The organism is Comamonas thiooxydans (assembly GCF_000964545.1).
Lineage (GTDB): Bacteria > Pseudomonadota > Gammaproteobacteria > Burkholderiales > Burkholderiaceae_C > Comamonas > Comamonas thiooxydans.
In genome coordinates this window covers 12,749-34,448 of the sequence record NZ_BBVD01000005.1, presented here as the reverse complement: position 1 = coordinate 34,448, position 21,700 = coordinate 12,749, and the positions used below count along the sequence as shown (strand labels likewise).

Here is a 21,700-nt window from a genome sequence, read left to right as displayed (position 1 = left end):
CAACCGCGCGACTGCAGGGGCTGGAAGAAGTCATGCCGGAGACGGCCCAAGCCTGCGCCGAATTGCAGTTGGGGGACAAAACCCCGCTGCCTTGGCCGATGGCTCGGTGAGCACCTTGCCCGGCTTCAAATGGGCTTAGCTGCAGTCGATGGAAGAGGGTTGCAGCCCCCCGCCTTTGGCGGCCAAGGTCTGCCCAGCATCGGCGCGGCGTGCACGGAAATGCTCAACAGCGCCAGCATGAGCTTTGCATTGTGTCCGCTGCTGCCAGCACTGGACATGCTGGCGCGCCAGAAGATAGATACGGCCTTACTGAGTACAAAGATCTCCACACCGCACTTCTACACCATCCGCATCCTTTCAAACGTTCCAGGCTTGCGCGACATCGTCATCAAAGGCAATGAAAGCACGCTGGCGTGTGAGCCTTTCTGAACACAGGCATTCGTCATTCGACGGGTTTCTTTTTCCACCGAATAGGAGTTTCACCATGACTGACATCAGTAACAGAACGGAAATCGCCCACTACATAGGCGGCGCTCACATCTCTGGCAACGGCACGCGTAAGCAACCCATCTACAACCCCGCCACCGGCGCCGTTAGCCGCCAAGTGCGTCTGGGTACGGCTCAGGACGTGGAGGCTGCCGTTGCTGCTGCGCAGTCTGCATTTCCGCGATGGGCGGACACCCCGCCCATACGTCGCGCGCGCGTACTGTTCAAGCTCCTGGAACTGCTCAATCGCAATAAGGACGAACTCGCCGCACTCATCACGGCCGAGCATGGCAAGGTTTTTACTGATGCTCAAGGCGAGGTGGCACGGGGCATCGATATCGTCGAGTTCTCATGTGGAATTCCCCAACTCCTCAAAGGCGACTTTACCGATCAAGTCAGTACCGGTATTGATAACTGGACTCTGCGCCAGCCACTTGGCGTCGTCGCTGGTGTGACACCTTTCAATTTTCCCGTCATGGTGCCCATGTGGATGTTTCCCGTGGCCATTGCCGCCGGCAATTGCTTCGTGCTCAAGCCTAGCCCCATTGACCCCAGCCCGAGTTTGTTCATAGCCGATCTGTTGAAACAGTCGGGCTTGCCCGACGGCGTGTTCAACGTTGTGCAAGGAGACAAAGAGGTTGTAGATGCGCTGCTGGAGCACCCTGACGTGAAGGCGCTGAGCTTTGTCGGCTCTACCCCGATCGCCAACTACATCTATGAAACCGGTGCGCGCCATGGCAAGCGCGTGCAGGCGCTGGGAGGTGCCAAAAACCATATGGTGGTGATGCCAGATGCCGATATCGACCAGGCCGTGGATGCACTGATCGGTGCGGGCTATGGTTCAGCGGGGGAGCGCTGCATGGCCATCTCTGTCGCAGTCCTCGTAGGCGACGTCGCTGACAAGCTCATGCCCAGATTGGAGGAACGAACCAGAGCATTGAAAGTGCTCAATGGCACCAATTTGGCGGCAGAGATGGGCCCCATCGTGACTCCTGCGGCGCATGCGCGTATCAGCAGCTATATCGAGCAGGGCGTTAAGGAGGGGGCACAACTGCTCGTTGATGGCCGTACCTTCCTGGGCGCTGCTGCCGGAGAGGGGTGCGCCAACGGCTTTTGGATGGGGGGCACGTTGTTCGACCAGGTTACGCCGGAAATGAGCATCTACCGGGAAGAGATCTTCGGCCCCGTGCTGTCATGTGTTCGAGTCGCTGATTTCTCCGCCGCAGTGCAACTCGTCAACAAGCATGAGTTTGGCAATGGCGTTGCATGTTTCACCCGCGATGGCAATGTGGCTCGGGAATTCACTCGGCGTATCCAGGTTGGCATGGTAGGTATCAACGTACCCATTCCGGTGCCCATGGCCTGGCACGGCTTTGGTGGGTGGAAGAAGAGCCTGTTTGGCGATATGCATGCCTATGGGGAGGAGGGGGTGCGCTTCTACACCAAACAGAAATCCGTCATGCAGCGTTGGCCCGAGAGCATTGGCAAAGGCGCGGAATTCGCCATGCCAACGGCCCAATAGGTAGAGACAACATCCATTGCCGATGACTCTGAAGACAAACAGCTGCATGTACTTCGCAATGCTGTAGACGTGCGTCTCGTCTTGTTCGATCTCGCGCGTGCAGTCAACGATTTCCTGGCCGTTGGTGACGCAAGCCAGTGACAGTTCCTCGGTCAGGCGGAATCCAGGTGATTCTCGAAAAATCGCATATGGTCGCGGGCGTTGCAGGCCTTCCATCACTGGATAGAAAAAAGCCTACTCGCGTAGGCTTTTTCTATTGCTCACCTGCTACGCGCTACGCAGCGGATCGATTTTTTTTGCGTCTGAGTGGCGTTCTTCGCTGTAATCGTTTAATTTTTTTTGTATTAATTCGATTTTGTAGCCATCAGGATCCGTCACAAAAGCAATGACGGTACTACCGCCTTTGACGGGGCCAGCCTCACGGGTCACATTACCGCCGGCGGCCTTGATCTTCTCGCAGGCTGCATAGGCATCGGGCACACCCAGAGCAATATGACCGTAAGCCGTGCCCATCTCATAGTTCTCGGTTCCCCAGTTGTAAGTCAGCTCAATTTCCGCCTGACCCGGGTTACCACCTTCGAAGCCAAGAAAGGCCAACGAGTACTTGTACTCGGGGTTCTCGGACGTGCGCAGCAGTTGCATGCCGATGACGTTGGTGTAGAAATCAATAGAGCGCTGGAGATTGCCAACGCGCAACATCGTGTGGAGGAATCGCATAGGCACTATTTTGCCAGCAGGTTCTGAGTTGCAGGTGGGTGAAGTAATTTCTTGTACGTTTTTACAGTCATGCCTCCAAGAGCAGCTCGCTGAGCGACGACCCCCGGATTTGAGTAGCGTCTGACTCTGGAGTCCAATCCCGAAGACAGGAGATTGGACGTGAAAAAGAGATTGACAGAAGAACAGATCATTGGCTTCCTGCGAGAAGCGGAGTCTGGACTGCCAGTGGCAGAGCTGCGCCGCCGGCACGGTTTCTGCATGAGCGTCTCGGACGCGAAACAGCTCAAGGAGCTAGAGCTTGAAAACGCCCGTATCAAGCGGCTGCTGGCCGAGTCCATGTTGGAGAACGAGGTGACGAAAGAAGCCTTGAGAAAAAAGTGGTGAGCGCACCTGCACGGCGCGAGGATGGGCTGTGGACTCAGCGAACGCCGCTCACTGCTCGTCATCCAGCACTTACCGTTACAAGCCCGCTGAAAGCCGAAACGGTGACGTGGTACGTCCCACACATCTTCGACGAAGTGGCGCTCAGCTTCCACCAGCACTGCCCGTTGGCCAGGTAGGCCAGGGCCCATATAGCCCATCTCGCGTCCCCCCATTTGCGTTGGGCTGGCCTGTCAGCGAGAACGGACCGCTACCCGGCTTGCAGATTGCACCGGTAGCGAGGTGCAAGTTACAGATGGCATTGGTGTTCCAGGTGCCGTGCGTGCTCTGGTTCAGCCCCATGGTCCAGCAGCTCATCCAGGCCCCGGCTTTGCCGATCAATGCGCAGGAACAGGATGGGGTGGCAATCGGCCATATTGGCGCCGATCACGAAAAAGACATCGGCTTGATCGAAGTCCTTGTAGGAACCGGGGACATCTGGCCCGATACGTACAACGAAATAGCATCGGGGCCATGAGTGTCAAGGATGGTCTTGAGGCGCTGGGCAGTTTTCGTAATGGCCTCGTCCATTTTGACCTGCACAGGATCGCGCTGACGGTCAATGCGCGCAAATGCGGTCTCCATCCGGCCAGACTCCCTCAAAGTCTGCGAGCTGCTGGAGTCCTTGGTGCACAGGCGGCCGAAGTTGGTCGGGTGGCTTTTGATGCCGATGACCTTGATCACCTTACCCTGGTCCACATGCAGATTCATACCGCAGCCAACGCCGCAGTATGGGCACACAGAGAAGACTTCGTTGGCCATGTGCACTCAGTCCTTGAGCCAGACGATGCCGTCGCGCAGCTCGATGGAGTAGACCGGCAAGATGGTGTCCGGTTCTTCCACGCAGGCGCCGGTGCGCAGCAGATAGTGGTGCTTGTAGATGGGCGAGGCGACGACAGGTTCGCCGCCCAGGTCGCCAACGATGCCGCGAGAGAGTACGTTGGCACCACTGTGGGGATCATGGTTCCCTATGGCGTAGAGGCTGCCGTCGGTCAGCCGAAAGACGGCCACCTGACGACGCCCGATGAGAGCGCAAACGCCCGTGTCGGGCCAGATGTCGTCGAAAGGGCAGATGCGGTGCCAGATGGCAGCAGAGGCTGCGCTCTTGTTGGCGGCTGAGCTCGTGGGTGCGGCGGTGCGCGTGGGTTCTGGCGCAATGGCGGTATCGTTCATGAGGTGCTCCTTAGGGGGTCAAACGCTGGCTTCGACCAACACCGGGATGCCTTTGAGGCGTGAGTGCTTTTCGGCTTGGGTAGCGGGTCGGATCTGGCCGCGCTCCTGAACGAAGACAACGTTGTCGTCGCCTGCGTCGCTGTTGACGAAGGTACGCAGGCGCCGGACGACGGCGGGGTCGTCCACGGCCTTCTTCCATTCACAAGCGTAGGTGCCCACGACATGGGCCATTTGCGCCTCCAGCTCGGAGGCAAGACCCAGGCTGTCGTCGACCACAACGGCCCTGAGGTAGTCCAGGCCGCCTTCGAGGTTGTCGCGCCAGGTGCTGGTGCGCTGCAGCCGATCAGCGGTACGGATGTAGAACATCAGGAAGCGGTCGATCAGGCGTACCAACTGATCCTTGGAAAGGTCGGCTGCCAGCAGCTCGGCGTGGCGTGGTTTCATGCCGCCGTTGCCGCAGACATAGAGGTTCCAGCCTTTTTCTGTGGCGATCACCCCCACGTCCTTGCCCTGTGCTTCGGCGCATTCGCGTGTGCAGCCGGAAACGCCGAACTTGATTTTGTGTGGCGAGCGAAGGCCCTTGTAGCGGTTCTCCAGCTCGATGGCTAGGCCAACGCTGTCGTCCACGCCATAGCGACACCAGGTGGACCCTACGCAGCTCTTGACCGTACGCAGCGACTTGCCATAAGCATGGCCCGATTCAAAGCCTGCATCCACCAGCTCACGCCAGATCAGCGGCAGTTCGTGGACTTGGGCTCCGAACAGATCGATGCGTTGGCCGCCCGTGATCTTGGTATAGAGGCCGTAGTCCTTGGCGACCTTACCAATCACGATCAGTTGGTCAGGCGTGATCTCACCTGCGGGCACGCGTGGGACGATGGAATAAGTGCCGTCCTTCTGGATATTGCCCAGGAAGTAGTCGTTGCTATCCTGCAGCGGCGCACCGTTGCGGTCGAGAACGAAGTCGTTCCAGCAACTGGCCAGGATGTTGGCCACCGTGGGCTTGCAGATGTCGCAGCCATGACCTTTGCCATGTTGCTGCAGCAATTGCGCGAAGGTTCGGATTTCGCCAACGCGCACCAGGTGATAAAGCTCCTGGCGCGAGTGCGGAAAATGCTCGCAAAGGTGGTTGTTGACAGCTACGCCTTGGCGCTTGAGCTCGGCCTTGAGTACCTGGGTAACCAGCGGCACGCAGCCGCCGCAGGAGGTCCCCACCTTGGTGCAGGATTTAAGTTCGCTGATGGTTTGCACACCGCCAGCGATAGCTGAGCACAACTGCCCCTTGCTGACGTTGTTACACGAGCACAGTACCGCAGCGTCAGGCAGGGCGTCCACGCCGAGGCCTGGTTTGGCCGCGCCGTCGCTGGTTGGCAGGATGAGCTGGCCGGGTGCATCGGGCAACTCCATATTGTTGAGCGCCATCTGCAGAAGCGTGCCGTACTCTGCGGCATCCCCCACCAGCACGGCGCCCAGCAGGCGCTTGCCGTCTTCGCTGACAACGATTTTCTTATAGATCTGCTGCAGCTCGTCGGTGTAGTTAAAGCTGCGACTACCCGGCGTCTTGCCAAGTGCGTCCCCGATGCTGGCTACGTCCACACCCATGAGCTTGAGTTTGGTGCTCATGTCGGCGCCCGTGAACGTGGCATCGGCCTGTCCTGCCAAGTGAGCTGCGGCAACGCGGGCCATATCGTAGCCTGGCGCGACCAAACCGAAGACCTGCTCATTCCAGGCCGCGCATTCACCGATGGCATAGATGTCGTGATCGCTGGTGCGACAGTGGTCGTCAATGACCATGCCTCCGCGCGGACCGATGGCCAACATGCATTGACGTGCCAGTTCGTCGCGCGGCCGGATGCCGGCCGAGAACACGATCATGTCGGTTTCGAGATAAGTTCCTTCGGCGAACACCATGCGATGGCGCGCCGTGGCGCCATCGGTGATCTCAACAGTGTTGCGGCTGGTGTGAGCCTGCACGCCCAGCGATTCGATCTTGGTGCGCAGCACGCGACCGCCGCCTTCGTCCACTTGGACCATCATCAGGCGTGGTGCGAACTCCACGACATGGGTTTGCAGCCCCATGTCGCGCAAGGCCTTGGCACATTCCAGCCCCAGCAGCCCGCCGCCCACCACTACGCCGCTTTGGGACTTGGCCCCCGAGGCCTGCATGGCTTCGAGGTCCTCGATGGTTCGGTAGACAAAGCAGTGAGGGCGGTCGCGTCCCGGCACACCTGGTACAAAGGGTGAGGAGCCCGTTGCAAGCACCAGCTTGTCGAAGGCCAGTACTTCACCATTGGTCAGTTGCAGCGTACGATCGCGCCGCTCGATGGAGGCAACGCGGGCATTGAGGCGCAGCGTCAGGCCCGGGCGGTCGTAGAAGCCCTCTGGGACCAGGGACAGATCGTCGGCGCTGCGGCCACTGAAGAACTCCGACAGGTGGACACGGTCGTATGCCGGGCGCGGCTCCTCACCAAGTACCGTCACTTCCCATCCTGCTGCGCAAAGGTTGGGAAATTGTTCGGTTAGAGCTTCGACATAGCGTTGACCCACCATGCCGTTACCAACAACGATGAGCTTTCGTGGTGTTTTATGAATCGCGTGGGGCATGCGATATCCCTTCGTCGGAGGGGAGTGAAGCGAGTTACGCTCCCTCTCACGGTTAAAAAAACAAAAAGGCGCTTGCGCCATGACCTAGCCACCTTTGGCCAGGTATGTCGCAAACGCCGTTGTCCTCAACTGTCGGAGCTACATTGCCCAGACCGTTGCTATGAATAAAGCATTTTTTATGCCAATCGTTTTCTTGCTCATGGAGCTTGGCAGTACCGTGGTTCCAAACGAAGGTGCTGCTGATTCTGATCTACCGATGCTTCAGTTCGGTGCGGTGTCCGCATCGATAGGCACTCTTGTGGGGCGCGATTGCAAGGAATGCCATTACGGATTCGCTCATGCCTTTTGAACTGGATATCGGATGGGTCTCACGCTCCGGTCGTGCGCAGGACAACGAGGACTTCGCGGCAGTACAACTGCAGGACGAAAGTTCGGGCCACGCCAGCATGCTCGCCGCCGTTGCCGATGGTGTCAGTGCGGGTGGCTGGGGCCGTGAAGCTGCACAGACCACGGTAACCTGTTTGGCACGCGACTTCTTTTGCACGCCAGTCACCTGGGAGCCCACCGTGGCGCTGGACCGCATCGTGGGTGCACAGAACGCTTGGCTCTATGGCATCAATCGGCGACGTCAGCCGGCCTATGGTCTGACCACGCTGACAGCTCTGGTTCTACGTGGGCAGAGTTTCACGCTGGCCCATGTAGGCGATACCCGTGCCTACCTGTTGCGACAAGGGCAGATCGAGCAGCTGACGGAGGACCATGTGATGGGCGGCGTGGACTTCGCGCACCGCCTGGCGCGCGCCATCGGCCTGGAGGATAGGGTCAGCATTGACTATCGGCAAGGAGAAGTGGTTCCCGGCGACATTTTTGTACTGCTGTCAGACGGCATACACAATGACGTCAAGCCGCGCGAGTTTGCCCAGTGGGCGGGCGAGGGCGGTGCACAGTCCCTGGCCGAACGCTTGGCTGATGCCGCGTGGCGCAACGGCAGCCGCGACAATCTCACAGCCGTGGTCGTTCGCGTGCTGGGCGTGAAGGAAGCAACCCTGGACGACACTATGCGTCGCGCACAGTCCCTGCCGCCGTTGCCTCTGCTCAGGCCCGGCAGTCTGGTGGATGGGCTGCGTGTGGAGGCTTTAGTGGCCGACAGTGGCATTTACCGCGTGTACCGAGTGCTGGATGAGCGCAGCGGCCAGCGCCATGCGCTCAAAACGCTGCACACACAGCGTGCCCATGACCGCCAGGAATGGGCTGCTCTGGCCCATGAAGCATGGGTGGCCGGCCATCTGCAGACCGGAGCGGCAGCCCGACATCTGGTTCGGCTGCATGCTGCGCCGGTGGATCTGCCATCAGCTTTCTATCTTTTGTACGAATGGGTGGAGGGCGAGACGCTTTCTCAGTGGCTGGAGCGACGACATCAGCCTGGTGTAGACCAGGTGCTTGCCATAGGTCAGCAGGCCGCGCGTGTGCTGGGTTACCTGCACCGACAGGGTGTTATCCACCGCGACGTCAAGCCCGCGAACCTTCACTGCGGTGTTGATGGGGTGTTGCGTCTGCTCGACCTTGGCGTTGCGCTGACTGGCCGAGAGCCTCCCGAACTGCGTGCCTTACATGCGGGTACTGCTAGCTACATGAACCCCGAGCAGTGGGACGATCCGCCAGTGCCAGCAAGTGCGGGCAGCGACCTGTTCGCTTTGGGCGTGACGCTGTACCAGCTATTGACAAGTGGACGTCTGCCCTATGGTGAGGTTATCGCTTACCAGAGAGGGCGCTACTGGCGTGACCCAATACCTCCCAGTCGTCACAGCCCACAAGTACCAATCTGGCTGGATGCCATCGTTCTTAAGGCGATCGCTCGCGATCCTGCACAGCGCTTCGAGACGGCCGAAGAAATGTTGCTGGCGTTAGAGCGCGGAGCTGCGCGGCCACTATTGCCGCAAGCGTCCAGTCCACTCCTTGAGCGCGATCCAGCATTCGGTTGGAAGACAGCGCTCGCCTTCAGCGTTGTGCTCAATGTGGCGCTGCTTTACTGGTTACTGTTCCTGCCACGCTGAGCTTTGAATCAAGCCGGAACGGTGCGTGCGCGACCGCCTTTCTCCGCCCAGGTGCGTGTCCAGCGCAGTTGCATGTAGCGCAGCATCACCAACATGACTAGTGAAAAGCAGGCAAACACAGCGAATCCTGAGAAGTAACTGCCGGTGTGCTGTTGCGACAAACCCATGCTTGCAGGGATCAAGCCGCCGCCCAAAGCGCCCAACTCTCCGATCATGGAGCCGGCCACAGCAGTGGTTGTTGGCCACCGCAGAGGAACCAATTGGAACAAGGCACCATTGCCAGCTCCCAAGGCGGCAAAACATACCAAGAAGAACAGCACTGTGAGAGTTAAGGAGTGGCCGCTGAGTCCGCAAAGCAGCAAGCTAATGAAGACGACGACCAGCACTGCTGTGAGCGTGTTCACTCCGCCCCAGTGATCCGACAGCCAGCCGCCAAAAATGCGCGTAGTTGCACCCATAAACGCAGCCAGCATGGTCAACTGCCCAGCTTCAACTTTGCTCACACCGAATTGGTCATAAAAGTAGCTTGGCAGAAAAGTGGCTAAGCCAATGAAGCCGCCAAAGGTGACGGCATAAATTAGGCTGAAAGCCCAGCCGTCCTTCTCGAAAAGGCAGGCAACATGGTCACGCAGAGTGGCATGTGCATCACGGTCTGCGGGTTCTCGGGCAAACACAATCATTACGACCATAGGCACCAGAATACCTAGAGCCGCAAAGCCGTATACGGCCTGCCAGCCAAAGGCCTGTGCCAACTGCGGTGCCAGCAGTGCGGCAAAGGCCGTTCCGATGTTGCCGGCACCAACTAGTCCCATTGCTAGTCCCTTGTAGCGCGGTGGAAATGAGCCTGAACCGAGTGAAAGAGCTACGCCGAAGCTGGCACCAGCAATGCCTAGCAAAACGCCCATGGCCAGCAGATCACCAAAGGAGTCAACGGCGAAGTAGCCGTACAACATTGCGATGGCGATGCCCACCATCTCAACCAGGGTGGCATTCTTTCTACCGATGTACTGAGCCAGTAATCCCAGCGGAAAGCGCATCAGCGACCCCGCGAAGATCGGGATGGATAGCATCAGGCCCTTCTGCGCCGGTGTCAGATTAAAGCTCTCGCTGAGAAAAGGGGCCATTGCACCATTGATGACCCAAATGCCGCATGAGCAGGCGAAATAGAAGAATGATGCGCCCAAGGTTGGTGCATGCCCAGCTTGTAAAAAGTTTCGGAAGCCCGTCATTGCTTTCTGTCCCTACAAAAGAAAACGTCTACGCAGGCATTACCCGCAATAGCGGCCTATGCCTAACGTAGACGTCGTTGTCCTGATACAGCCGAATCTGCTTCATTGCAAAAACGGCTACAAGTCAGTTAAGCAAGATCCGTGCTCATCCGCTTGAGTGTGCAAAGAACATGATGGAGTGATGTTCTACCGAACCAAATGGCCCAACTCCTCGTAGGCCCGCGTTTCTCGACCTCCATGGCGGAGAGTTTGGTGTTAAGGGATACCCCGCCGGTTGAAGTCGCTTTGCGACCAAGAGCTGACGTCCGTGTTTGCAATCGTCCAGACCGATTCACGAAGATGACCCAGTTCAACCTCCAGCCGTCGTTCAGAAGTCTGCGGTAGTCGGCAGCTCTTGACCGGAGCCGGGTCTAGCTACTTGTGAGCGCAGCACCACAAAGCGAATCTCCGACAGGACCAACGCCCGTCCAATCATGTTCAATAAAACTCGTTCTATCGCCCGTCGCTACGGTGCCAAGGTCGTTGCAGGTTCTGCGGGTGTCTTGGCCGTTGCTTCTGGGACCAACCTAAGTTTCCTGGCTGTAGTCAAGGTTGCATGGCTAATGCCGGCCCAAGCACAGGTGTAACCGATAGCACCGGCAAGACCCTGTACAAGGGCATGGGCACGCTCACAGGCGGCAAGTGCAGCTACGGCACACCTAGTGAACCTTCTGCGCCTGATGCGCCACCACCCGCAGAAAAGGCCGAGCCTATCGACAAGCGTTGTGCGGGGCAGACCGGCACGGTGAACGGCAAAGATGTCTGCATCCCTGCAGCCAGCGCAACTGGCGTGGATTGGACGGGTACCACCACAAACAGCGATGGCACCAAAACCGAAGGAAAGACTACGACGACATGCTCTAACGGCGTCTGTGAGTCCACCACGACCAAGACCACTAAGGACGCTAACGGCAACGTCACAGGCACCACGACTTCGACAGACAAGATCAGTCAAGACCAGTACTGCGCCAAGGCCAAAAACAAGGATGGCTTTCTTTGCGCTGCGGTCAACGCCAATCCGGTGCCAGGCAAAGATAGCCAGAGCGGCACAGGTTCAGGCACTGGAAGCGGCAATGGCGATGGTGATGGCGACGGCTGCACCATTACCGACTGCGGCAACGACACGGGTGGCGGCCCCGGCAAAGCTGGCCTGCCAGGCACGGGGGCTGGTGATTTCGGCAAGCTCTATGAGCCTAAGTATCCGCAGGGGCCTGTAGAGGTCTGGAAGCAAAGCAGTGCAGGCATCAAGAACTCCGGCCTTGGCTCGCTCGCTATGGCCCTGATGCCAAAGATCGCGGACGGCGGATCTGCACCAGTCTGGATCGTTGATTTCAACTTTAGGCCGTTGGGTGATTTCGGTACGCATGACATCTCGCCCCCGTTGTGGCTTTGGGAAGTGTTGAAGGCCATCACCATCCTGACCGCACTCATTACCGCGCGTCGTCTGATCTTCGGAGGCTGAGCATGTTCGACTGGCTCAAGCGTCGTATTGATGCATTTTTCTCCTGGCTCACGGAGTCTCTGACTGAGTATTTCAAATGGGCCAAGGATGTCGTTGATGCCTGGTACAAGTGGGCTGCAGACCTTATCAAGGCCATCATCAAGGCCGCCTGGGACATGTTCACGGACGCCGTGTCTTGGCTGATTGAAAAGCTCTTCGAGATCATCAAAGTCGCCCTTGATGCGGTCGATGTGTCACCGCTCAAGGGCATTGCCGACAACATCAACCTGCCGCCCGAGATCGTCACTGTGATGCAGCTCTCGGGCATCGGCACAGCCGTGGGCATCGTCGTCACGGCTATCGGCATACGGTTGGCGCTCCAGCTCATCCCGTTCACAAGGCTTGGCTCATGATCAATGGACTAGAGGGAATCCCTGGCTCTGGCAAAAGCTATGAGGCAGTGGCCTATCACGTGCTGCCCGCGCTCCAGGCCGGCCGCAAGGTCATCACAAACCTGCCGCTGAACATCGATGCTCTCGCGGCCATCGACCCGAGTTATCGCGACCTGGTCGAAGTTCGCACCAGGCCAACGCCCCAGCTCGGCGACTGGAACGCGGCCAACATTGCAGAGCAGGAAGCGTTTCAGCTTTGGACGGACAAAGAGCCCATTCCCCAGTCCGAGAACGTTTTTACATTCGGTACCGTCTGGGACTACTACAGCGAATGGCGCGGCACCAAAAACCAAGGCCCACTGTACGTTATCGACGAATGTCACGTCGCACTGCCCAAGCTAGGCACACCTGAAAGCGTCGTGCAGTGGTTCAAGCTGCATCGACACTACAACGCCGATGTGCTGCTGATGACGCAAAGCTTTCGCGACATCAACCAGCCCATCGCGCAGCTCATCGCCACGCTCATCAAGTGCCGCAAGGCCGACATCCTGGGCAGGAAAGAGAGCTACATCCGCAAGGTACATGCGGGCTATCGCGGTGCAGTCATCCAGACCGACGAACGCGAATACAAGAGCCAGTATTTCGGCCTGTACCGCAGCAACACGCAAAGCAGCGGCTCTGCTGAATCTGGGGTGACTGACGTCAACCCCATGATCGTCAAATTCAACCGTTTCAAGAAGTTGTGGCTAGTCCTGTCGGTGCTTCTGGTGATCTGGGCCTTTTGGCCTGATGGTGAGCACGATGTCTGGGGCCGCAAGGTCGTGCCTTCGCCACCCGTCAAGCCGCGCGTCCTTGGCCCCGCACCTGGTGCTGCTGCAACCCCTGTCGCCGCGTCACCAGCACCCACGCCGACCGAGCCTAAGCCTTCGGAGCCTCAGCAGGCCACCGCGGCCCCAGCTGAGGCCGTACCTCAGACCAAAGAACCGCTGTTCGGCAAGCAGCTACACGTTGCCGGGCATCTGTCGAAGAAGGACAAAAGCATCACGCTCTTCATCGTCAGCGACGGTACCCGCCGCATGTTTGAGGTCACAAGCGAAGACCTGGAGGCTGCTGGCTACAGCGTCAAGCGCATGGCGAACTGCATGGTCACAGTGAAGTTCGACGGTGTAGTCCGCCCTGTCACCTGCGACGCGCCATACCTGAACACCGGCGGCCAGGACAGGCCCCTTGTGGTCGATGCAGCGACTGGCTCCCGCAGCGATGGCCGCAACACCCGCTACAGCAACGCGCCAATGCCCCAGGAAGTGGCCCAGGTACGCCAAGAACAGCAGCAACAGGCAGGTGGCTATCTGGAAGCCCTGGCCAGGCGCAATTCTCAGGTGCGCTCTGTCCTGATGGATAACTGAGTTTGTATCTCGACGGAGCTGGCGGGTTGTACCAGTGGCTGCGCATGACCATATCTGAGCGAGTTAGGTGGTCTTACGCGAGTGATGAACTTTCCTTAATCTCGAAATTTTGGGATCATCTGCAAATATTGTTTGCGATTGCTCACTTTTTCTTATGAGGCTATATTAATTCCTAAGAGATTGACGAATATTGTTTTTGTGTTGTCTTAATCTTGTTGTACACGTAAAAATGGCGGTATAAATTGACATCAAGCTACATCGAGAAACTACATCTGGAAAATTTTAGACAGTTCAAAACGCTGGATGTTGAGTTTAATAAAAATTTCAATTTTATCGCCGGGCCAAATGGCTGCGGTAAAACTTCAATTCTGGCTGGAATATCTCACTGTCTAAACCATGCCGCTTTTGAATATTCCAGATTTCATGAGGGCTCTAAGTTCTGGATCGATATGATGGTTTTAGGAGAAAAAAAGAGAGTTGGAATTGGTGGGAACTCTATCGATCCCAGGGGCTATAGAAGACATTCAATAAGGGCATGGAATCACCCGGACAGGGAGATGGGCCGGGAATCTGTCTTGCTACATGAAACCGATAAAAAGCTGGATGGGTTCTGCCCACTATTTATTGGAGCAGAAAGAAGTATTAAATATCATCAGATAGATGGGATGACTCGAGAGCTGGGGCTTGCGCAGCAGCGCCAAAAATATTCATCAAATGGAACACAGTCATTATATGGAGTAAATCCTATAGATATTAAGCAGTGGTTCATTAATCGATATTTTATGATTGATAAGGAATGGGCGACAGAAGAAAGAGAAAATTGGAAAAGATTAATTGAAAAGCTCCCCGCTCTGGCGCCATTTAATAGTAATTTCTCTTATATTAGAACCGAGAAAGACTTTGAGCCAATATTTTCAATTTATGGTGAAGAGTGCTACATGGAGGAGCTCTCTGCCGGCTTTCAGGCAGTATTATCAATAGTCGCTAATATATTTCAATGGGTTGAAGCGACTCGGAGTGCAGGTGAAAGGTTGGCTGCCAATGCTACGGGTTCAGTTTTAGTGGATGAGCTTGATCTTCACTTGCATCCTGAGTGGCAATTCACACTGCGAGATGGATTGGAGAGCTTATTTCCGAATATTCAATTTATAGTAACAACTCATTCTCCGCATTTGCTTTCATCTGCGAAGGAAAATGAAGTAATTATAATGAATAGGGAGGCAGGCACAAGTGAATTAACTCTTAAGCCAACGGCTAAGAGATTTTCTGGTTGGAGCACTGATCATATTCTATCGGAAGTTATGGGTGTAGTTAGTTTAGAGAATAAAGACTACGAAATACTTATTTCTGAATCTTTTGATAAAATCCAAGAGGGGTCTATTGAAGGCTTAAAGAATGCTATTTTCAGACTATCTGAAGTGGCTCACCCGAGTGATTCCATTTTGACCGTCTTAAATACAAGATATGCATCGATGGTAGCGCTGTCAAATGATTAAGCTAAGTCGTGATAATAAGCCTGCCGTGCTGATAAATAATGAAAATTCGTGGACAACTAGTCTAATCGAGGCAGTCACTGTTTTTGGGGGTTACTCAAAAATTCCTGCAGAGCAGAAAGAAAAACTACTTATTCATTATCGGCACCAAGAAATAAAAAGCGTCTTATTTAAAAGTTCGCTTGAGAAATGTGCGTTTTGTGAGACAAAGCCCGGGGAGAGTGGAAATATCGAGGTGGAACATTTTGCCCCTAAGTCGATCTATCCTGCGCTAGCATTTAATTGGGAAAACTTCCTTCCGGCATGTAGAAAATGCAATGACCGCAAAGGCGGACATGACACGGTAAGTTATCCTATTATTAACCCCTATGATTCTGATCCGGAAGATATATTCCATTACACTGACATAAAAATCGCAGTAAATAATATTCACAAGGAAATCGGCGAGCGGACTATAAGCGTCTGTGGACTGAATTCTGTAAGATTGATGAGGCCCAGGGCAGATATTTTAGTAAGCCTGCATAGTTTTAGCGAATCACTTGAAGAAGCCATAAAGGATTACGAAGATGCTGAGACAGATATCAAGAAGCAGAACAAAAAGAGAAAAATAAGAGAGGCACTGGAGATTATGGAATCTATGACTAAACCCTCCGAGACGTTTTCAGGATTCTGCAAGGACTATCTTAAAAGGTGTGCTCCATATCATGAAGCAAAAATTATCGTCGGTGAACAGATTGCATAAAAAGCAGTGATAGCCGGATTTTCTAGTTTGGCTTATTGATGGTCGGTTTTCGCTGGCTCAAGTCGATCTTGAGCTGACCTTCCTTCGCAAACTTAACGAAGGCTCGCGCGCGTGTCTGAGCATCCTTCCACCACTGAGGGATTGCAGGGAGCGCCGGATATTCAACCAGGCCGCGCGCCTATGGCCTTGGTGATGTATGAGCGGATCTCGCGGCCGAGGCGCGTTGTGGGGCGCGAAGTGTTCCAGATCGGCCGGCCGAAAGGCAGCACCAGTTGCAGCGCCATTGCCTCTGCATACTTCCTGAAATTTGCTGCGATTGCCATGATGTGCCGCCTTTCTGGTGTACCGGGCCCCTAGATTCGGAGCCGGGTCGTCAACTGTCTGCTGCCCGTTTAACTGTCCCTTGCTTGCACCGTTCCCCTGAGTTCTTCGCCGTGCCTTTAGCGGTATCAGGATGGCGTTTCGGAGTGGGGAAGCTTTGTAAAGCGAAGCTTTATGAATACCCCCGGAGAAAGGACAAGGCCGTAGGCCGCTCCTGATTTAGCGTGGCCGAAGCGGCGAAAACTCCGGGGAATGGTGCTGGGCGCGACGTGTCACGGACAGCTGACGCCGTGCGGCGAGCACTTAGAGCACCGTAGAGTGCTCAATCTTTGGGAGTAGTGCGGGAGCGCTTCTGTCCTATGATTCGGGAAAGAGGAGGGGGTTATGGGACATTACGATCCTGGTGGATGGCAGCGCGATAATCCATTCACGAGTGGGAAAAATGAAATGAGCTTTTTTGCAAAGCTCGTTCTTACGATTGCCGTGCTTATGGCTGGTGCACTTGTATACAGATATCAGTCTGAAATATTGCGCTTTTTAGTTGGGCCTCCTCCGGCGGCTCCTCAACTACCTGCATCTCGACCTCCGCCAGAGCAGACTGTCGTTGCACCAAGAGTCTTGGTGCCTGAAAAGCCTCGCACCGAAGCTACAGGCCAGATTTATCAGTGTGGAAATAGCTACAGCACTACACCTTGCGAAGGTGGCAGGCAGATTGCGCAGCCAAGCAATGGGCCAAGCTCTCGGGAAATTTATCTCTGCAAAGACTTTCAAGGCAACCTCACATGGGAAAGCGTTCCATGCTCTGCCAACGGGCGTTTTATGGATCGCATTGCGCGTGTTCCGACTAATGTCTCTTGGGAGGAGCAAGTAGCAATTGCAAGACAGCAGCGGGATAGGGCGCACGCAGTTGCCGCTGAGCAAGTGGTTCCAGTCGCAACTCGTCCCACTGGAGGTAGAGCGAATGCTGGTGAATGCCGAGCTCTAGATGAGCATGTGAATTGGCTGGATTCCTTGGGGCGAATTGGCGGTGGTGGTTACACCATGGATTGGATTCGTGAAGAGCGACGTAAAGCTCGTGATAGACAATTTCGCATTGGTTGTTAGCCAATCTGAAAAACTGGAGCGTTTGCGGGCGCGGTTTTATGCCTCGCAAGCTCCTTTTCCATGGTCAAGATTTGCTTGACAAGCCTAGCATTTGTGCGCTTGAGCGATTCGGCTAGTGCGTAGTTGCCCGCTGCATGATTGAAGGCGATCGCGTCGATGGTAGAAATTCCCCATCGTGATTCCCAAAACAGTGCCAAATGAACGGCGCGAGGAGCTTGCCCCTCGCGCCGATATTTTTTGATGGTAGCTGGCTTGAGGTCTAGAAGCCTAGCGAGCTGTGCATCGCTGTAGCGCAGATCATCAAGGATGTATTGCAGATGCGGCAAATGTGCAGGGTAAGGTGCTCTAAACATCACCTAGGTTTCGGCATGCACAACCTTGAGAGACCAGCAGCGAAAGGGCAGGTGGGTGAGGTAAATCCTTGTACACAAGAACATGCTCATTCCTTTGGCGCCAAAGCCGAAAGAGTTTTTGTACAACGTTTTACCTGGAAAAAGTGTGAGGTAAACGCTTGTACATTCCAAAGGCGTTGCTGCATTACAGGGACTTCCCGTCAATGCAAGCGCTTTTTGACTGACCTGTCTGCCAAGACGATCCAGGTGCTTGAAACGAGGAACAGACTGCACATCTACAGACGGGGTTAGGCACGAGGTGTGCGCCCCCAGAAACAAACCGCGCAGCAGGGCTCCATTCAAATCTCGTGACGTCTTGCGACTCACAATGCAACAACAGAGCTTGCCTGCTGCTGGTCTGACCTGTTCATTGCATCTTTGATTTCACGTCTGGCATGTTGAAGTGCCTGTCTCAGGCAACGGCAGAGACGGGTGGCCTGGGGCGTTCGCTGATATGGGCTGCTTCGTAGGTACGCTCCTGTGTCATGAGCGCCCACAGGATGCGTGCATTTTTGTTGGCTAACGCCACGGCGGCCTTTTGCCAGCCACTGCGCTGCCTCAAGGCCATCACCCATTGGGAGATCGGGTCGAGGTTGTGTTTGCCGGTCAGCACTGCGGCCTTGGCCCCTTGGACCAGCAAAGTGCGCAGGTAACTATCGCCTCGCTTGGTGATGGCACCCAGATTGGATTTGCCTCCGCTGGAATTCTGTCTGGGCGTCAACCCAAGCCAGGCGGCAAACTGTGCACCGTTCTTGAACTGCCTGAAGTCGCCCACAGTGGCGACCATCGCTGATGCAGTGAGTGGCCCCAAGCCCTTGATGGCGGCAGCTCGCTGCACCTGTGCATCTTCTTTACAGTGAGCGGCAATACGCTGCTCGCACCAGTGAAGATGTTCATCGAGCTCTTGCCAATGCATGAGTGCACGCTGCAGCGCAATGCGGGCTGCGCCTGCGATGTCATTGGTCGCATCTTCCAAGATATCGTGCAAATAGGTGCGCAAGACTTTGGGGCTTTGCGGCAGAACAATGCCAAACTCGGCGAGCAATCCTCGAATACGGTTAATGCATGCTGTGCGTTCCTCTTTGAACCCTTCGCGCAGCCGATGCACACATAGTATGCCCTGCTGCTCTGGAGTCTTAACGGGGACAAAGCGCATCTGAGGGCGACTGGCTGCCTCACAAATGGCAGCCGCATCATTGGCATCGTTTTTACCGCTCTTGCCCTGCATGCGATAGGGTGCGACCAGTGCCGCTGCCATCATGCGTGCATCCAAGCCCGACACCAGTGGTGCGCACCACCACAAGCCTCCATGGCCACCAGACACCCTGCAGGTAATTGCGCACACCATGCCAAGAACTTGCTGCGCTGGATGGCCCGGTTAGTGACCATCCTCCCTTGAGCATCGACTGCATGGACCTGCAGCACATTCTTTGCGAGATCTACCCCAACACGGACGATGGTTTGCATGGCACGACTCCTGATGAATGACGAAGAAATTGGCTTGCCGATCCATCGTGGCACTGCGTATCCAGCAGGCCAAGATGGCGGGAAGTCCTTCGTATTCAAATCTAGTTTGAGACGAACCTACCCAAACTCCCGCCGTAGGTCAGCCACCGCTGCCGTCTGTGGACGGCCCAGTTCAGTGAATCGATTCAAGATCGCTGCCCGGATATGTAGCTCGTTGACTTGGCGTTCAAAGGTACGAGACATCACACGCTCGCCCAGTCGCTTGATGCAGTGCATCTTGGTTTCGTAGGCACTCCAGCATTTCCAGAGACTTCGCCCTGATCTTGCCCCAGTCGCCTACATGCTGCAATCGCAGCATTGCGATGCACAAAGACACTGCCCTTGCGGATTCGGGCATTCTTTCGAGGTGGAATGGCTGGCATAGCGCCACCTCTGATGACTGCTTCATGGACGGGCTGCGTGCCGTAGGCAGCATCGACTGTCAGGCACTCAAGCGCTTCATCCTCGGGCAAATGCTGCAGCACGTCGGAGGCTCACAAAATGAATGGCAGGGCACCATCGAAAATTTATTGGAATAGAATTTTCCCTTCTAAAACAGATGCATAGCACTGAATCTGGCATTGACCTCTCTGAGCTTGCCACGGCTGACACGATCGACGGCTGTGCGCATGTTGTCGTAGCCTCCAAACACCGCAAAGGCACGGTCGTCGGAGCGCAAATACTTGCGGATGGTATTGCGAGAAAGCCCAGTTCTGCGGGCGATCTCTCGGATGGACAGGTTCTCACGCAGAGCCCAGCGCCGGATGACACTCAAAGTGGCCACGTCAATCACTCCTGGTCTCCTGCTGCACAAGAAAACAGCAGGCTAGGGTTAATTCGTGGGTCAGATTGAGATGGAAAAACCGGGGGCTAGTGGGTCACTTCTGGGTGGAAATCAACAAGCAAGGGACTGTCCGTTCGTGCGGCAACAAAAAAGCGTGCGACTTTGATGGTCACGGGCCAGTTCTCGACCGCAGAAGACTCTGGGTATCACGGCGAAGCCGAGCGCATCTGTGCAGCGATAGGGCAAGTGCCGGTGATCTGGGGCATGAAACAGATCTATCTACAGGTCGAAGCGCAGATCCTGGGCGCTGCTTCCGGCAATGGCACAAATTCGCAGCTGGAAGGTTCTCGTACCGCAGACTGCCGTCGATATCCTCCTGCACGGGGCCTGCGCTCTATATGGCGTCAGCACTACCAGAGCGATATGCATCTGGCCAGCTGCTTGCTGAATGACCTGCGCCTGGGAAACCTCGCCTTGGTATTCCAGCCGGTGGCGACCCGTGAATACTCGGGGTCTGCTCCAACCCTTTACTATGAATGCCTGTTGCGCCGCACTGCGCCCGAGGCTGCGTGTCTCAGCTATGTGGTTCCAGATGCTATTCAGGCCTTGGAGCGCTTGGGGCTGGTTGAGCGTCTTGACCGTAGCGTGTTATGGACCACGCTGGGCACATTGGCCGGCAGTGAAGGTTTGAATCTGGGTTGCAACGTTTCCGCTCGCTCCTTTGTGAGTGCGGCGTGGTGGGATGAGATTCTCACGTATCTAGGGGATCGACCTAATTTGGCGCAGCGACTGGTGCTTGAAATCACAGAAACGAGCACCTTTCCGGAAGAGAAATCCGCCCTCAGCCTGATTCATCACCTACAGTTCCAGGGTGTCAGGATTGCGCTTGACGACATAGGCAAGGAAGCGGGTTCGCTGGACATCCTGAACAAAGTTCGTGCCAACACCGTCAAGCTCGACAAGTCGGTGCTGGAAGAAACCGCCGAGGGTGAGCTGCCGGCGAGGCTGCTGCAAGGCATGGTGGGGATTTGCGCCGATCACGGGGTGACTGTGATCGTTGAAGGGATCGATTCTGCTGCGAAGCTCGATGTGGCTTTAACCGCTGGAGCGACTGGCGTTCAAGGGTACCTGATCGCACGGCCCACGCTGCATCTGCAAGCCCTGTTCAATCACGTTGCTCGTGTGGAGGATGACATGCAGACCCGGGCTTCTTTGACGAAGGGCCAAGATGCGACAACTACCGTAGTGGCTCATCAAACCCAGAAAGACGCCGTTGTTCATTCGCTCCACAACGGAGATATCGTGAGGTGCTCTCCACGAGTGCTGTTCCCGCAGGAGACAGGATTTCGGCCGTATCTGGTTAAAGAAGTTGCTGATAGCTGAGAAGTGTGCGTCGGATTCTCTGTTTTGCATCTCACATTGATTTATGCGACCAGGCCATAAGCGTCCACGATGTGAGAGCTGAACAGAGAGTACGCCTATGGCAGCGGGTGAGCCGCCAATAGGCACAGACAGGACATTCTGTCACGCGCGTTCAGCGAAATGCCTTGCAGTCATGTGGGATAGAAGTCGCCAAGGGCTGTACATCCGTGGCTTGTCACAACTCGCCATAGTTGATTGCGCGGTGCAGCCATGCGAGCTGGCTCGAAGGACCGGTTCTGAATGCCCCAACAGGCTCAGGTCGACCCATTGCCGTCGTTCGAGTAGTTAGTTCAAACGGCCGCTTTGCAGCGATTGCTGCTGCTCATGGCTGCATCGTGACCTATCGGTCACCGCTCCGTAGCAGCTATCCGAAGATCGATGCTGGCGAATTCTCAACGACGGGTTTCAGTTGAGTAGCGGACAGTGGATGTTAGTTGCAGGTCGATTGGTTGC

The 21,700-nt window shown here is 55.8% G+C and carries 15 protein-coding genes and 5 pseudogenes; 10 read left to right on the top strand and 10 right to left on the bottom strand.

The window, feature by feature from the left end; all coding sequences use genetic code 11:
* Positions 1–237 precede the first annotated feature (237 nt).
* Both Cth01_RS07760 and Cth01_RS07755 read left to right on the top strand, forming a co-directional pair.
* Positions 238–429: a hypothetical protein gene (locus Cth01_RS07760; RefSeq protein ID WP_157838037.1), complete on the top strand. Its 192-nt coding sequence runs from the start codon at positions 238–240 to the stop codon at positions 427–429.
* A 55-nt stretch (positions 430–484) separates the two neighbouring features.
* The gene (locus Cth01_RS07755; protein ID WP_045838890.1) at positions 485–2,008 is read left to right on the top strand and encodes a CoA-acylating methylmalonate-semialdehyde dehydrogenase; all 1,524 of its coding nucleotides are present in this window, start codon (positions 485–487) and stop codon (positions 2,006–2,008) included.
* Positions 2,009–2,275: 267 nt separating this feature from the next.
* On the opposite strand, the gene gloA is transcribed toward Cth01_RS07755, so the two are convergent.
* Entirely contained in the window at positions 2,276–2,725 is a 450-nt protein-coding gene (gene gloA / locus Cth01_RS07750) for a lactoylglutathione lyase (protein ID WP_045838889.1), read from the bottom strand.
* 159 nt (positions 2,726–2,884) lie between these two features.
* Here gloA and Cth01_RS23970 point away from each other — a divergent pair.
* Positions 2,885–3,218, top strand: a pseudogene (locus tag Cth01_RS23970) (IS3 family transposase); the annotation flags it as partial.
* On the opposite strand, the pseudogene Cth01_RS24120 reads toward Cth01_RS23970, so the two are convergent.
* The 3 genes and pseudogenes from Cth01_RS24120 to nirB form a co-directional block, all read right to left on the bottom strand.
* Positions 3,217–3,907: pseudogene (locus Cth01_RS24120) on the bottom strand (molybdopterin-binding domain-containing protein); the annotation flags it as partial. The pseudogenes Cth01_RS23970 and Cth01_RS24120 sit on opposite strands and share 2 nt — an antisense overlap.
* A gap of 6 nt (positions 3,908–3,913) precedes the next feature.
* Positions 3,914–4,318, bottom strand: coding sequence for a nitrite reductase small subunit NirD (gene nirD, locus Cth01_RS07740; protein WP_045838888.1), 405 nt, complete (start codon positions 4,316–4,318; stop codon positions 3,914–3,916).
* 18 nt (positions 4,319–4,336) lie between these two features.
* Positions 4,337–6,922, bottom strand: a complete 2,586-nt coding sequence (gene nirB / locus Cth01_RS07735) for a nitrite reductase large subunit NirB (RefSeq protein ID WP_045838887.1) — start codon at positions 6,920–6,922, stop codon at positions 4,337–4,339.
* 338 nt (positions 6,923–7,260) lie between these two features.
* On the opposite strand from nirB, the gene Cth01_RS07730 reads away from it, so the two are divergent.
* Positions 7,261–8,976 (top strand): bifunctional protein-serine/threonine kinase/phosphatase, encoded by a 1,716-nt coding sequence (locus tag Cth01_RS07730; RefSeq protein ID WP_045838885.1) that lies wholly within the window; start codon positions 7,261–7,263, stop codon positions 8,974–8,976.
* A gap of 8 nt (positions 8,977–8,984) precedes the next feature.
* Here the strand turns inward: Cth01_RS07730 and Cth01_RS07725 are convergent, their stop codons facing one another.
* Positions 8,985–10,205: an MFS transporter gene (locus tag Cth01_RS07725; protein ID WP_045838884.1), complete on the bottom strand. Its 1,221-nt coding sequence runs from the start codon at positions 10,203–10,205 to the stop codon at positions 8,985–8,987.
* A 595-nt stretch (positions 10,206–10,800) separates the two neighbouring features.
* Between Cth01_RS07725 and Cth01_RS07720 the strand changes: the two genes are divergently transcribed.
* From Cth01_RS07720 to Cth01_RS07700, 5 genes are all read left to right on the top strand, one after another.
* Complete coding sequence (locus tag Cth01_RS07720; protein WP_045838883.1) at positions 10,801–11,706, top strand: hypothetical protein; 906 nt, start codon at positions 10,801–10,803, stop codon at positions 11,704–11,706.
* A 2-nt stretch (positions 11,707–11,708) separates the two neighbouring features.
* Positions 11,709–12,098 (top strand): DUF2523 family protein, encoded by a 390-nt coding sequence (locus Cth01_RS07715; protein WP_052703276.1) that lies wholly within the window; start codon positions 11,709–11,711, stop codon positions 12,096–12,098.
* Positions 12,095–13,483 (top strand): zonular occludens toxin domain-containing protein, encoded by a 1,389-nt coding sequence (locus tag Cth01_RS07710; RefSeq protein WP_052703275.1) that lies wholly within the window; start codon positions 12,095–12,097, stop codon positions 13,481–13,483. Before Cth01_RS07715 ends, Cth01_RS07710 begins: the two co-directional genes overlap by 4 nt.
* Positions 13,484–13,725: 242 nt before the next feature.
* Positions 13,726–14,979 (top strand): AAA family ATPase, encoded by a 1,254-nt coding sequence (locus Cth01_RS07705; RefSeq protein WP_072248239.1) that lies wholly within the window; start codon positions 13,726–13,728, stop codon positions 14,977–14,979.
* Positions 14,972–15,718 carry an HNH endonuclease family protein gene (locus Cth01_RS07700; protein ID WP_045838882.1) on the top strand — a complete coding sequence of 249 codons (747 nt, stop codon included), beginning with the start codon at positions 14,972–14,974 and terminating at the stop codon, positions 15,716–15,718. The genes Cth01_RS07705 and Cth01_RS07700 overlap by 8 nt, the downstream gene beginning before the upstream one ends.
* 161 nt (positions 15,719–15,879) lie before the next feature.
* Here Cth01_RS07700 and Cth01_RS07695 read toward each other — a convergent pair whose 3' ends face one another.
* The 5 genes and pseudogenes from Cth01_RS07695 to Cth01_RS07670 all read right to left on the bottom strand — a co-directional run.
* Positions 15,880–16,041, bottom strand: a complete 162-nt coding sequence (locus Cth01_RS07695) for a hypothetical protein (RefSeq protein ID WP_156160273.1) — start codon at positions 16,039–16,041, stop codon at positions 15,880–15,882.
* A 1,098-nt stretch (positions 16,042–17,139) separates the two neighbouring features.
* Positions 17,140–17,496, bottom strand: coding sequence for a hypothetical protein (locus Cth01_RS07685; RefSeq protein WP_045838880.1), 357 nt, complete (start codon positions 17,494–17,496; stop codon positions 17,140–17,142).
* Positions 17,497–17,947: 451 nt separating this feature from the next.
* Positions 17,948–19,002, bottom strand: a pseudogene (locus tag Cth01_RS07680) (IS110 family RNA-guided transposase).
* Between the two features lie 117 nt (positions 19,003–19,119).
* Positions 19,120–19,526 (bottom strand): annotated as a pseudogene (locus Cth01_RS07675) (transposase); the annotation flags it as partial.
* Positions 19,527–19,699: 173 nt separating this feature from the next.
* Positions 19,700–19,834: pseudogene (locus Cth01_RS07670) on the bottom strand (helix-turn-helix domain-containing protein); the annotation flags it as partial.
* Between the two features lie 156 nt (positions 19,835–19,990).
* Between Cth01_RS07670 and Cth01_RS07665 the strand changes: the two are divergent.
* The gene (locus Cth01_RS07665; RefSeq protein WP_052703273.1) at positions 19,991–21,208 is read left to right on the top strand and encodes an EAL domain-containing protein; all 1,218 of its coding nucleotides are present in this window, start codon (positions 19,991–19,993) and stop codon (positions 21,206–21,208) included.
* The last annotated feature ends 492 nt before the right edge of the window (positions 21,209–21,700 follow it).